Raw genomic sequence first — 12480 nt, forward strand, 5'->3', positions numbered from 1 at the left:
GCACCTTGCGCTCCCCATATTATCCGCGTCATAAACCCCGTCTTTCGTGGAGTGCCCCATGCCCGTCCAAGCCTTGTTCAAACCCTTCCAGCTCGGTGCGTTGCAACTGTCGACCCGCGTCGTCATGGCACCGATGACCCGCTCGTTCTCGCCGGGTGGCGTTCCCAACTCCAAAGTCATCGAGTACTACCGTCGCCGCGCCGCTGCCGGCGTAGGCCTGATCATCACCGAAGGCACCGTGGTCGGTCATCAAGCCTCGAATGGCTACCCCAATGTGCCGCACTTCTACGGTGAAGCCGCGCTGGCTGGCTGGAAAAAAGTGGTCGACGCGGTACACGCCGAAGGCGGCAAAATCGTCCCGCAGTTGTGGCACGTGGGCAGCGTGCGCCGCATCGGCACCGAGCCGGATGTCAGCGTGCCGGCCTATGGCCCGATGGAAAAACTCAAGGATGGCAACGTGGTCGTGCACGGCATGACGCATCAAGACATCAAGGAGGTGATCAACGCCTTCGCCCAAGCCGCCAAGGATGCGCAGAGCATCGGTATGGACGGCGTTGAGATCCACGGCGCCCATGGCTATCTGGTCGACCAGTTCTTCTGGGAAGGCAGCAACCAGCGTACCGACGAGTACGGTGGCAGCCTGGCCAACCGCTCGCGTTTCGCCATTGAGCTGATTCAGGCCACCCGCGCCGCCGTCGGTCCGGACTTCCCGATCATCTTCCGGTTCTCCCAGTGGAAGCAGCAGGATTACACTGCGCGCCTGGTGCAAACCCCCGAGGCGCTGGGCGAGTTTCTCAAGCCATTGTCTGAAGCGGGTGTGGATATTTTCCACTGCTCCACCCGTCGTTTCTGGGAGCCGGAGTTCGAAGGTTCCGACCTCAACCTGGCAGGCTGGACCCGGCAGCTCACCGGCAAGCCGACCATTACTGTAGGCAGCGTCGGCCTGGATGGCGAGTTCCTGCAGTTCATGGTCAACACCGACAAGGTCGCGCAACCGGCGAGCCTGGAGAAGTTGCTGGAGCGCCTGAACAACGACGAGTTCGACCTGGTAGCCGTGGGCCGTGCCCTGCTGGTGGACCCGGACTGGGCCGTGAAGGTGCGCGAAGGCCGCGAGAGCGACATCCTGCCATTCAGTCGTGACGCGTTGACGACCCTGGTGTAAGTGGCAACAGGGCGGGCACCGGGTGCCCGTCCTTGCATACCCCGCGCAGTTGGCGCTCGAACTGCTCGATTATCGCCGGCCAACCCTGGCGACTCGCATGCTGGCGCGCGTTCAGGCGCATACGACGCAGGCTTTCAGCGTCTTCCAGCAGCCAGTTGGCCGCCTCGCAAAACGCATTCTCATCCCCAGGCATCGCCAGCACACCGTTGTAGCCATGGCGAATATGCTGGGTCGCAGCGGCTTGGTCGTAGGCGACCACGCCCAACCCCGACGCCATTGCTTCCAGCACCACGTTGCCGAAGGTTTCAGTCAGGCTGGGAAACAGGAACACATCGCCTGACGCGTAATGCCGTGCCAGTTCTTCGCCGCGCAAGGTGCCGCAGAAAATCGCCTCTGGCAGTTCCTTTTCCATCGTCGCGCGTTGCGGGCCATCGCCGACGATGATCAGCTTCATCTGACGCAGGGGATAGGTGTCCTGCAAGGCCTCGAAGCAGCGCTTTAGCAGCCCCAGGTTTTTTTCCTGGGCCAGTCGGCCCACATAGAGCACGGCGGTCTGCTCACTGTTCAGTGCCCAACTTTCCCGCAGCGCGCTATCGCGTTTGGCGGGATGGAACAGTTGGCTGTCCACTCCGCGCGCCAACATCCCCAGACGCTCGAAATGCTTGCGTTCCAGTTCCAGGCGCTGGCTGGCGCTGGGTACCAGGGTCAGCGTCGAACGGTTGTGGAACCAGCGCAGATAGTGAGTGACCATCCGACTCAACAGGCTCATGCCATATTGGTTCGAGTACTGCTGGAAGTTGGTGTGAAAGCCGCTGACCACGCTGATCCCCAGGCGACGCGCGGCGCGCAGGGCAGACAGGCCCAAAGGCCCTTCCGTGGCAATGTACAGCACGTCCGGGCGCTGACGGGTCCAGCGCCGCAGCAACTTGTGCATCGACGACTGCCCCCATTGCAGCCCCGGATAACCCGGCAGCGGCCAGCCACGGCACAGCAGCAAGGCGTCGTCGCTGGGGCGGCTCTGGTCGACACCTTGGCGCGGGCGCACCAGCTCGACTTGATGGCCGCGGGCCCGTAACCCCTCGCACAGGCGACCTAGGGTATTGGCCACCCCGTTGATCTCAGGCGGGAAGGTTTCGGTAATGAGGGTGATGTGAAGCGAAGCTGTCGTCATGACCCACAGTGTCGCCGTGGGCCATGTCGTCATTGTGTCATCGAGATGATGGATTTATGACTGGGTTATCTTTTGCTGCTGCGCCATCGCTTCGGCACCTTGCTCACGCACCCAGAACAACGTCGCCCCAGCCACCGCTGCCGGCATCATCAGCAGGTTGACCACCGGTACCAGCAGCACCAGGTAAACAATCCCGCCGAAGCTCATGCTCTGCCAGCGTTTCTCACGCAGCCAGGCGAGCATCTCGTTCCAGCCAAGCTTGTGGTTGTCTGCCGGGTAGTCGATGTATTGGATCGCCATCATCCACACACCGAACAGCAGCCACAGCGGGGCGGCGATCAGGTTGACCACTGGTATGAACGACAGGATAAACAGGCCGATGGCCCGTGGCAGGAAGTAACCCAGCTTGCGCATTTCCCGTGCCAGGGTGCGCGGGACCATGGCGATCAACTCGCCCCAGCTGAAGGCCGGGAAGTCATCGGTGCCGCGTACCACCACTTCCACTTTCTCCGAGAGAAAACCGTTGAAGGGCGCGGCGATGATGTTGGCCAGCATGGTGAAGGTGAAAAACACCATCAGTACCACCAGCACGACAAACAGGGGCCAGAGCAGGTAGTTCAGAAAGCTCAGCCAGCTCGGGAGCGTCGGCATCAAATGATCGACCCACAAGCTGAACTGATGACCGGCGAAATAGATCAAGCCGACGAACAGCATCAGGTTGATCGCCAGAGGCAGCAGCACAAACAGGCGCAGGCCGGGGCTCAGCACCAGTTTGAGGCCTTCGCGCAGGTATTGCGGGCCGGAAAGAGCGGGGGCGGGCATGGAGGACTCCGAACAGGATGACGAACGCGCCGACCTTACCGGCTTTAAACCAGCGGTGAAAGCGACGACATCAACGGTAACAAAGGCGTCGATTAATCGGGTCGACTGCATAGAGACCACCTATGAGCTGGATTGTTATTCCGTATTTCCTTAATCTTGCCCCCCTCGATACGCTGCACCCATTATTTTTCAGGGTCTGCGAGTTGAAGCCTTCCCCAAGTGCTTCGTGGTCCCTTTTTTATTCCAGCCGCCTTGTAGTCCGGGCGGTCGATAGGAGTGAGTCATGTCTGATACCCGTCATTCGCGAGTGATTATCCTGGGTTCCGGCCCTGCCGGTTATAGCGCTGCGGTCTACGCTGCCCGGGCCAACCTGAAGCCGCTGCTGATCACTGGCATGCAGGCGGGTGGTCAACTGACCACCACCACCGAAGTCGACAACTGGCCGGGCGACGTCCACGGCCTGACCGGCCCGGTGCTGATGGAACGTATGAAAGAACACGCCGAACGTTTCGAAACCGAGATCGTGTTTGACCACATCAACCAAGTCGACTTCTCCAAAAAGCCTTACAGCCTGACCGGCGACAGCGGCGTTTACACCTGTGACGCGCTGATCATCGCCACCGGCGCCAGCGCCCGCTACCTCGGCCTGCCGTCGGAAGAGGCGTTCATGGGCAAAGGCGTTTCGGCCTGCGCGACCTGCGATGGTTTCTTCTACCGCAACAAGCCAGTCGCCGTAGTCGGTGGCGGCAACACGGCCGTGGAAGAAGCGCTGTACCTGGCCAACATCGCCAGTACCGTGACCCTGGTTCACCGCCGCGAGACCTTCCGCGCCGAGAAGATCCTGATCGACAAGCTGCATGCCCGTGTCGCTGAAGGCAAGATCATCCTCAAGCTCAACGCCACCCTGGACGAAGTCCTGGGCGACAACATGGGCGTGACCGGTGCCCGCCTGAAGAACAACGACGGCAGCTTCGACGAACTGAAAGTCGACGGCGTGTTCATCGCCATTGGCCACACCCCGAACACTTCGCTGTTCGAAGGCGTGCTGGAAGCCAAAGACGGTTACCTGGTGGTGCAGGGCGGTCGTGAAGGTAACGCGACGGCCACCAACATCGAAGGTATCTTCGCTGCCGGTGACGTGGCCGACCACGTCTACCGCCAGGCCATCACCTCGGCTGGCGCCGGTTGCATGGCGGCACTGGATGCCGAGCGTTATCTCGACGGCCTGCAGAACGCTTCGTTCTGAACCCGTTGAAATAAAAAAACCGGCTGAAAGGCCGGTTTTTTTATGTCCGCAATTTAACTAACACCCAGGTCATGAAGTGTTAACCCAACCCCTGTGGGAGCTGGCTTGCCTGCGATAGCGGTGTGTCAGTTACCACCGCTGTCGCGGTCAAGCCCGGCTCCCACACTGACCAGGTTTTCAAATTGATTTAGCGGCGTGTCAGAGGTTGCTGGTCAAATTTCACACCGGCCAACCCATGGGCGATCAGCGCACGGATGTTGCCGTGATCACTGCCCTCAGGCGTCGCCACTACCGAGCGGTAATGCTCACCAAACGCCAGCAGCGCTTCCTGGTCGCTCAGACCCTCCAGCAGCGCCAGGCCCAGGGTCTTGCACGATCCTTCGTTCTGTCCCGCGGCATTGTCCACGTCGCCATTGGTGAACGCTTGCGGCTGGTAGTCATAACCAGCAGCAACAAAAGCCAAGGTATCGGCAAAAACATGTTCGCCACTGTTGAGGCTGGCGCGCAGGGTGTTCAAATCAGTCATGGGTTTTTCCTTTGGCGAACGCAGCCTGTTGGTCGGCGCTGGCTTCTTTCTGGTATTGGGCTTTCCACTCGGCGTACGGCATGCCGTACACCACTTCACGGGCGTCATCGAGGCTCAGCTCGATCTGGCGCTCGTCGGCCTCGGCCTTGTACCACTTGGACAAGCAGTTGCGGCAGAAGCCCGAGAGGTTCATCAGGTCGATGTTCTGCACATCCTTGCGGCTGTCCAGATGCGCCACCAGGCGGCGGAAGGCGGCGGCTTCAAGTTCGAGGCGTTGTTGGTCGTTCATAGGGCTCACTGACAATTCAGGGTTAGCGGCTGGCCGCCAGGGTAATCGAAACCGATTCGGCAAAGCGCAGCGCATGGGGCTTGTCCACTTCGACCTCGGCGTACAGCACCGACTCATTGCTCATCACCAGGTCCAGCAGTTCCTGGGTCAGGCGCTCCAGCAGGGCAAAGCGGTTGCCCTCGACGTGGGCGATGATCGCCTTGGTGATGGTGCGGTAGTTCAGCGCATGATCAATGTCATTGTCGCGTACGGCTTCCTGGGCGGCATACAGGATGGTCAGGTTGATCAGCACATCCTGCTTGTTGAGGATCTCGTCCTCGTTGATGCCGATGTACGTGCGCAGGCACAGGTCCTTGACCCGGATGCGCGCCATGCCTGGTTGAAGTTGTGGCATTGCTACTTGCTCCGTCCGATCAGTTGCAAGAACTCCATGCGCGTGGTGTTCGACTCGCGGAACGCGCCGAGCATCACCGAGGTGTTCATGGTTGAATTCTGTTTTTCCACACCGCGCATCATCATGCACATGTGCTTGGCTTCGATCACCACGGCCACGCCGGCGGCCTGGGTCACGTCCTGGATCGCGTCGGCGATCTGCCGCGTGAGGTTTTCCTGGATCTGCAGGCGCCGGGCGAACATATCGACGATGCGCGCCAGCTTCGACAGGCCCAGCACCTTGCCGGTGGGAATATAGGCCACGTGGGCCTTGCCGATGAAGGGCAGCAGGTGGTGCTCGCACAGCGAGTACAACTCGATGTCCTTGAGGATCACCATCTCGTCATTGTCGGAGGTGAACAGCGCACCGTTGATGATCTCTTCCAGGTTTTGCTCGTAGCCGTGACACAGGTACTGCATGGCCTTGGCGGCGCGCTTGGGCGTGTCGAGCAAGCCTTCGCGTTCCGGGTCTTCGCCCAGGCCTTTGAGGATCTCGCGGTAATGGTGGGGCAGGGTCATACAACATCCTCACAAACGGCTACTTGATATGCCGCCCGCCGTTGACGGTCAGGGTGGTACCGGTGACATAAGGGTTATCCAGCAGGTAACGCACGCTCTGATAGATCACCTCGGGCCCGGGCTCGATGCCCAGTGCCGACTTGGCCAGCACCTTGGCGCGGTAGGCTGCGTCGTCGCCTTCGTTGAACATCACCATTGCCGGGGCGATGCCGTTGACCTTGATCGACGGCGCGAACTGCGCGGCAAATGACAGCGTGAGGCTGTCGAGGCCGGCCTTGGTGGCGCAATAGGCAATGTGCTGGCGGCTGCCCTTGCGCACCACGTCATCGCTGATGTGCACGATGTCTGCGGGAGAAGAGCGTTGCAGCAAAGGTGAACAATGCAGGTTGATCAGATACGGCGCAAGCATGTGCACGCTGAACATGTCGGTAAAGGCGCGACTTTCTTCGTCGGGCGTTTCGGCGATCCAGGCCGAGGCGTTGTGGATGATCGCGCGCAGGCGTTGGGTATGGGTGTTCAGTTCAGCGATAAACGCCAGGATGCCGGCCTCGCTGGAGAAATCGGCAAACACCCCGATCGCTCCGCGCTCGCGTAGGGTCTGTACGCCGGGCCGCTCGCTGCGGTAGCTGAAAATCACCGGATGGCCGTCGTCCAGCAGGCGCTGGGCGCAATGCAGACCGACACGCTGGCCGGCGCCGGTGATCAGGATCGGGGCGTTCGTTGCAGTCATGGGAGGCTCGAGTCGCTGGCAGATTGAAACTATACCAGCGACCGGGCGCCCCTGTACTCAAGCAGCGGCTTCGCTGGCCTTGCGTGGGGTCGGAACAGGATGCAGCCAATTGGCCAACAGATGGGTCGACAGCGGGATGAACCAGTACACCATCAGCGGCGTAAGGGCCATTGTGCTGACCAGTACTCGCGGCGCCAGGTCGAGCTCGCTGAGCAGCGGTCCGAGGACAAAGTTGAACAGCAGTGACACTGGGAAAAATGCCAACCAGATCGCCACCGCCTGCTTCCAGCGTGGTGGGCGGGCGCCAACTGCGCCGAACCAGCCATCGATACCGCGTACGCGGTGCTCGGATGGGTCGGCAAACAGCTCGCTGCCACGGCTCAACCAGGCACTGCGGGACGCCGAAAACTCCCAGGCATGCAGGGTCTTTTCATCGGCAAAGCGGAAAATGATCTGGAATTCATCATCGTTGGGCGGCGGTGCAAGGACACCTGAGCCCAGGTAGCCGGGAAAGTCTGTGGCCAATTGCTCGCCTTCGCGCAGCCAGGCCATCAGTTCTTCGTAGCGACCTTTGGCCACGCGGCGCGCAACCATCAGGGTGACGGGAGAGGTAGACATTGTGTATCTCCAAATAAGCGAGTGCGCTGGGCCGGGTAGGCGGCACACGAACGAGGCTGCGGGGTGTTGCAGCGACGTAGAAAAAACAGGCAAGGATTATTCCTGTTTTAGCGAAATACGCCAGATACTTTGGTCGGCTCGTCGTGCTCCTTGAATCAACCCGTCTAATAAGCGTTAAATAGTATCCAAACTGACACGGACGTTTTTGACCTCTGATGCCCGAAACTATTGATCTTCAGCGCGAAACGACTTCCGACAACGGCACCGTTTCCGATGATCTTTTCCCTATCCGCGAAGTCGCCCGGCTGACCGGCGTCAACCCGGTGACCTTGCGTGCCTGGGAACGGCGCTACGGCCTGATCCAACCCACTCGCACCGAAAGCGGGCATCGGTTGTACTCGCGCATCGATATCGACACCGTGCACCGGATTCTCGACTGGATCGAACGCGGTGTAGCTGTGAGCAAAGTCGGCAGGATCCTGGCGCGCGACGCGTTGCTCAGCGAACCTGATGCCGCCCTCGGCGCGCAGGTGGAGTGGGAGCAATGGCACGGGCAATTGCGCCATGCAATCAGCGCGTTCGATGACCGCCAATTGGACCGTTTGTACGGCCAGATCTTTTCCGCCTATCCCCTCGCCGTGGTGTTCCAGGACATTTTCATGCCGCTCTGGCAGGCATTGTTGCGTCACCAAGGCCGCTTCGGCCAAGCCAGCGAGTGGCTGTTCTTCGATAATTTCCTGCGCTCGCGTACCGCACAACGTCTGCAGATGGCCGCCGCTGCGCCGCTGCCTCGCGTATTGCTGGCGGCTGTTGCGGGGGAGTGCCGCGAGTTGGAGTTGCTGGTCGCGGGCCTGCTGATGTCCGGGGAAAAACAAGCGGTCAAGATCTTGGGTGTGGGGCAGCCATTCGATGAGTTGACGCTGATCTGTGAAAAGACCCAACCCAGTGCCTTGGTGCTGTTTTCCAATCGCGCCCCCAGCAGCGAGCTGCCGCTACGGCTCAAACGTCTGGCGCTGACCCTGCATTGCCCGTTGTTGCTGGCCGGTGATGCAGCGGACTTGGCGCAGGAAAGCCTCGCCGGCTCATCAATCGGCTGTCTGGGGAATGAAGGCCGGTTGATGCAGCGCCGCTTGCAGCAGTTTCTGGGCGGTGGCCTGGATACCTGATCTCAAGCATGGACTTCAGGATGGACCAGACGGTGCTGGTGCAGGATGAACTGGCGCAGGCGCTCGGTTTCGTCGGCGTCGCCCTGGCTCAGCCGATAGGCGAACAGCCCACGTGCGGTTTCTCGTTCGAAGGTTCCGCGCAGCGCGATGCGTTCGTAACCCGAAGGACTGAACCACAGGGAAAAGGTTTTCGGCGGCTTTACCCGACCGCGAATCTCCACCAGCACCCCCTTGAACGACACCTCATGCACCCACAACGCACCTGCGTTGCCCCTGATGTTTTCCAGCGCCACCGGTGTTTCAAGCGCCAGGCGCCACGGCCGAATCATCGGGCCGTCTTCGAAAATACTCGGTACGCCCAGACGCAGGTGAATCGCATGGAACTCATCTTCCACCAGGTGCAGCGGAAAAGTGAGTTGCTGGTTGTCGAATTGCGCCTGGATGGTGACGTGGTCATGAGCGGCCAGTCGTGTGAGCAAATCGCGAATTTGCGCGCCCCCGTTGACCGTTAAGCTCGACGACGCATCCCGCAGGTTCAGTTGCGGGTTGTGTTGCATATTCTGAATGAAGTCCAGCTCATCCTGGGTCAGAAGCGCGTCACGCTGCATCACTCATGCTCATTAGGGGGTATTAAAATGCCATTATCCCCCCTAATGACCGCATTTTCTAAATTTTGTTAGATCCGCTCGTCGCTTTGAACATCGCCAGTTCAGCCTTGACCTGCGCCAGTTCGCTCTCCAGTTGGGCGACGCGGTGCTGGGCTTTGACTTGCAGGGTAACGTCCTTTTGCACACCGACGAAATACGTCTGCTTGTCCGCCTCGTTGTACACCGACGACAGCGACAGCTCGTTCCAGAAATGGGTGCCGTCCTTGCGGTAATTGCGCAGGATTTCCCGGCAGGCCCCGCCACTCTCCAGCGCCTCCCGAATGGCCATCAGGGCCGGCTGGTCACGGTCGCCCGATTGCAGGAATCGACAATCCTGATAGAGGATTTCATCCAGGGTGTAGCCGGTCAGGCGTTCGAATGCCGGGTTGACATAGATCAGCGGCTTGTCCTTGCCTTCGCGCTCGGCGACGACGATGCCGTCGTTGGAAGCGTTGACGACCAGTTGCATCAGCTTGGCGTTAATCATTGAGCGGTCCATGGCTTGTTTTTGAGCCTGAAGTTTATGGCAATTGGCGAATGTTGCACGGGCTGCGCCGAAATATTTGCCTCAGCTGTTAATATCCCACGCTTTCGCTCAACTACAGGATCAGATTGATGAAAGTCGCCATCCTTTCCGGCTCGGTCTACGGCACTGCAGAAGAAGTCGCCCGCCACGCCGCCGACATCCTCAAGGCCGCCGGCTTCGAGGCCTGGCACAATCCACGCGCCACGCTGGCGGATGTGCAAGCCTTCGGCCCCGAGGCGTTCCTTGCGGTGACATCCACCACCGGCATGGGCGAGTTGCCCGACAACCTGCAACCCCTGTATTCGACCATTCGCGACCAACTGCCTGCCGCCTGGCGCGGTCTGCCCGGCGCGGTGATCGGCCTGGGTGACGCCAGCTACGGTGATACCTTCTGTGGTGGCGGCGAACAAATGCGCGAGCTGTTTGGTGAACTCGGCGTGCGCGAAGTGCTGCCGATGCTGCGCCTGGACGCCAGCGAAAGCGTCACCCCCGAAGCCGACGCCGAACCGTGGTTGGCCGAGCTGGTCACTGCACTGCGCGGCTGACCGGAAATTCCCGCAGCAACGCCAGCCAGGCCTGGGCGGCCTTCGACAGATAGGCGCCCGCACGCCAGGTAAACGCAATGTCCCAGCGCAGGTCGTCGGGTGCCTTGAGCGTCAGGCGCACCACGCCCGGTCGCACCAGCCCACGGGCAACCACGCTGGGCAACAGCACCACGCCCTGTCCGGCCGCGACCAGGGCGGCGAGGAAGTCAGCCTGGCCGCTGCGACCGATTTCCCGGGGAGTGAAACCTACCTGCTGGCAGGCCTGGATCAACCGATCATTGAGCACAAAGCTGCGCTGGTACATCAGGAACGGCGTGTCCGCCAGTTCCTCCAGGCGCACCTGAGCGTTGTGTGCCAGTGGGTGATCCATCGGCAGCAGGGCGTCGAGCGGTTCATCGCAGAAGGCTTGTCGGGCGAAGGCCGGATCACTGGAGTTCAGGCAGCCCCCCACATCCAGTTCACCATTGAGAATCGCCTGTTCGATCGTGCGACTGCCGCCCTCCAGCAACTGGATGGTGACTTTCGGGTAGCGCTTGCGGTACTCGGCAAACAGCCCGGCAAACAGCGTATCGCCCGCCAATAGCGGCAGGCCCAGGCGTAACTCGCCGCGGGTCAGTTGCTGCATATCATCCAGCTCACTGAGCAGTTCCGTTTGTAAGCGCAGCATGGCTTCAGCCCGTTGCAGCACCACTTCGCCGGTGGCGGTCAGGCGGATGTGGGAGCCGGTACGTTCCAAAAGCGGTGTGCCCAGGCTCTGCTCCAGTTGTGCCACTTGTTTACTGACGGCGGATTGACTGATGTGCAGCGTTTTTCCCGCTTGAGTGAAGCCACCCCGGTGGATCACTTCTACAAAACTGCGCAGCTGTTTGAATTCCATCTACTGAATTCCTGTTTGGAATAGCTTGCAGTCTAACAATTCGCTGTGGGGATAGGGCGCGCCTCTCTAAAATGGAGGCCTGCGAGGACCCAAAGCCCATGAAGCGTTTCATCCGTCTATTGATTGAACTGGTCGTGTTGTTGGCCATTTACCTGCTCGGTTGCCAGTTGGCCGTCTGGCTGGCGTGGCCGATCCCCGGTGGTGTAGTAGGCCTCGGCTTGCTGCTTGCAACCTTCGCCAGCGGCCTGGTCAAACCGGCGGCCCTGCAATTGGGCGCCGGTGTATTGATGGCTGAAATGTTGTTGTTCTTCATCCCCGCGCTGATGAGCCTGCTGGACTACGGTGGTCTGTTGCGCAATGACGGCTGGCGCATCTTGCTGGTAATTGGCTTCAGCACCTTGGCGGTGATGTTGGTGACCGCGTTCACCGTCGAACTGGTGTGCCGTTGGAGCCTGCGCCATGAAGCTTGAATGGATGCCGGTGTTCTGGCTCGCCTTGACCTTAGGTGCGTACATTTTCAGCCGCTGGATCTACCGCCGTACCGGCCGTTACCTGTTGTCGCCGCTGATCCTGGTGCCGGTACTCTTGCTGGCCGTGGCGGTGCCGATGAACACCGCCTACGCCGAGTACTCCGCCGACACCCACTGGTTGATGCTCGTGCTGGGCCCGGTGACCGTGGCGTTCGCGGTGCCGATCTGGCAGCAGCGCACGTTGCTGGCGCGTTACTGGCCGGCCTTGTTGTTGGGCATGATCGCCGGCAGCGTGGCCTCTATCGCCACCTCGTTCGGCCTGGCCAAAGCCCTGGCGTTGGACAGCTCGGTGACGATGTCCCTGGTGCCGCGCTCCATCACCACACCGTTCGCCATGCCCGTGTCGTCCGACCTGGGTGGCGTGCCGGAACTGACGGCCGTGTTCGTGATGTTCACCGGCGTATTCGGTGCCATGCTCGGCGGCGTGCTGCTCAAGTGGCTGCCGCTGCGCACACCCTTGGCGCGCGGCGCGTTGTTTGGCGTGGGTGCCCACGGTGCGGGCGTGAGCCGAGCCCACGAAGTCGGCGGCGAAGAGGGCTCCGTCGCGGGCTTGGTGATGGTGCTGACGGGGTTGCTCAACCTGTTCGCCGCGCCTTTATTGGCGGCACTTCTCTGACGTCGCCTGGATGGATTTCAACTATTCTCAACGCTGACTCGTACGGTCATCAAGCTGG

The 12480-nt window shown here is 60.7% G+C and carries 17 protein-coding genes; 6 read left to right on the forward strand and 11 right to left on the reverse strand.

What is annotated here, in order from left to right:
* Positions 1-58 precede the first annotated feature (58 nt).
* Positions 59-1162: an NADH:flavin oxidoreductase gene (locus WH299_RS21165; RefSeq protein ID WP_339551207.1), complete on the forward strand. Its 1104-nt coding sequence runs from the start codon at positions 59-61 to the stop codon at positions 1160-1162.
* Here the strand turns inward: WH299_RS21165 and WH299_RS21170 are convergent.
* Positions 1131-2333 carry a glycosyltransferase family 4 protein gene (locus WH299_RS21170; protein WP_323625182.1) on the reverse strand — a complete coding sequence of 401 codons (1203 nt, stop codon included), beginning with the start codon at positions 2331-2333 and terminating at the stop codon, positions 1131-1133. The two genes, WH299_RS21165 and WH299_RS21170, sit on opposite strands and share 32 nt — an antisense overlap.
* A gap of 54 nt (positions 2334-2387) precedes the next feature.
* Positions 2388-3155: a sulfate transporter CysZ gene (gene cysZ / locus WH299_RS21175; RefSeq protein ID WP_123477924.1), complete on the reverse strand. Its 768-nt coding sequence runs from the start codon at positions 3153-3155 to the stop codon at positions 2388-2390.
* A gap of 283 nt (positions 3156-3438) precedes the next feature.
* Here cysZ and trxB point away from each other — a divergent pair, with 283 nt between their 5' ends.
* Positions 3439-4401 (forward strand): thioredoxin-disulfide reductase, encoded by a 963-nt coding sequence (trxB, locus tag WH299_RS21180; RefSeq protein ID WP_016976180.1) that lies wholly within the window; start codon positions 3439-3441, stop codon positions 4399-4401.
* Between the two features lie 187 nt (positions 4402-4588).
* Here the strand turns inward: trxB and WH299_RS21185 are convergent, their stop codons facing one another.
* The 6 genes from WH299_RS21185 to WH299_RS21210 are packed head-to-tail and all read right to left on the reverse strand — an operon-like array spanning position 4589 to position 7515.
* Positions 4589-4927, reverse strand: a complete 339-nt coding sequence (locus WH299_RS21185; RefSeq protein ID WP_122725589.1) for a HopJ type III effector protein — start codon at positions 4925-4927, stop codon at positions 4589-4591.
* Positions 4920-5216, reverse strand: a complete 297-nt coding sequence (locus WH299_RS21190; protein WP_010206472.1) for a DUF1244 domain-containing protein — start codon at positions 5214-5216, stop codon at positions 4920-4922. The genes WH299_RS21185 and WH299_RS21190 overlap by 8 nt, the downstream gene beginning before the upstream one ends.
* Before the next feature lie 22 nt (positions 5217-5238).
* Positions 5239-5610, reverse strand: a complete 372-nt coding sequence (gene folX, locus WH299_RS21195; protein ID WP_003176029.1) for a dihydroneopterin triphosphate 2'-epimerase — start codon at positions 5608-5610, stop codon at positions 5239-5241.
* A gap of 2 nt (positions 5611-5612) precedes the next feature.
* Entirely contained in the window at positions 5613-6167 is a 555-nt protein-coding gene (gene folE / locus WH299_RS21200) for a GTP cyclohydrolase I FolE (RefSeq protein WP_122725587.1), read from the reverse strand.
* 19 nt (positions 6168-6186) lie between these two features.
* Positions 6187-6897, reverse strand: coding sequence for a dihydromonapterin reductase (gene folM, locus WH299_RS21205; RefSeq protein ID WP_339551208.1), 711 nt, complete (start codon positions 6895-6897; stop codon positions 6187-6189).
* A 57-nt stretch (positions 6898-6954) separates the two neighbouring features.
* Positions 6955-7515, reverse strand: a complete 561-nt coding sequence (locus WH299_RS21210; RefSeq protein WP_028617900.1) for an antibiotic biosynthesis monooxygenase — start codon at positions 7513-7515, stop codon at positions 6955-6957.
* A 215-nt stretch (positions 7516-7730) separates the two neighbouring features.
* Between WH299_RS21210 and WH299_RS21215 the strand changes: the two genes are divergently transcribed.
* A complete protein-coding gene (locus WH299_RS21215) occupies positions 7731-8681 on the forward strand; it encodes a MerR family transcriptional regulator (RefSeq protein ID WP_126571413.1) in 951 nt (316 codons plus the stop codon).
* Positions 8682-8683: 2 nt separating this feature from the next.
* Here the strand turns inward: WH299_RS21215 and WH299_RS21220 are convergent, their stop codons facing one another.
* Positions 8684-9289 (reverse strand): hypothetical protein, encoded by a 606-nt coding sequence (locus WH299_RS21220; protein ID WP_126571412.1) that lies wholly within the window; start codon positions 9287-9289, stop codon positions 8684-8686.
* A gap of 58 nt (positions 9290-9347) precedes the next feature.
* A complete protein-coding gene (locus tag WH299_RS21225; protein ID WP_028617897.1) occupies positions 9348-9815 on the reverse strand; it encodes a PAS domain-containing protein in 468 nt (155 codons plus the stop codon).
* Between the two features lie 128 nt (positions 9816-9943).
* Between WH299_RS21225 and WH299_RS21230 the strand changes: the two genes are divergently transcribed.
* The gene (locus tag WH299_RS21230; RefSeq protein ID WP_122814845.1) at positions 9944-10399 is read left to right on the forward strand and encodes a flavodoxin; all 456 of its coding nucleotides are present in this window, start codon (positions 9944-9946) and stop codon (positions 10397-10399) included.
* On the opposite strand, the gene WH299_RS21235 is transcribed toward WH299_RS21230, so the two are convergent.
* Entirely contained in the window at positions 10380-11276 is an 897-nt protein-coding gene (locus WH299_RS21235) for a LysR family transcriptional regulator (RefSeq protein ID WP_028617895.1), read from the reverse strand. The genes WH299_RS21230 and WH299_RS21235 overlap by 20 nt on opposite strands.
* 98 nt (positions 11277-11374) lie before the next feature.
* On the opposite strand from WH299_RS21235, the gene WH299_RS21240 reads away from it, so the two are divergent.
* Together WH299_RS21240 and WH299_RS21245 are read left to right on the forward strand one after the other, a co-directional pair.
* Positions 11375-11746, forward strand: a complete 372-nt coding sequence (locus WH299_RS21240; protein WP_126571411.1) for a CidA/LrgA family protein — start codon at positions 11375-11377, stop codon at positions 11744-11746.
* On the forward strand, positions 11736-12422 hold the full coding sequence (locus WH299_RS21245; RefSeq protein ID WP_123477938.1) for an LrgB family protein: 687 nt from the start codon (positions 11736-11738) through the stop codon (positions 12420-12422). Before WH299_RS21240 ends, WH299_RS21245 begins: the two co-directional genes overlap by 11 nt.
* Positions 12423-12480 lie beyond the last annotated feature (58 nt).

This window comes from Pseudomonas sp. MYb541, from assembly GCF_037479595.1.
Taxonomy (GTDB): domain Bacteria; phylum Pseudomonadota; class Gammaproteobacteria; order Pseudomonadales; family Pseudomonadaceae; genus Aquipseudomonas; species Aquipseudomonas canadensis.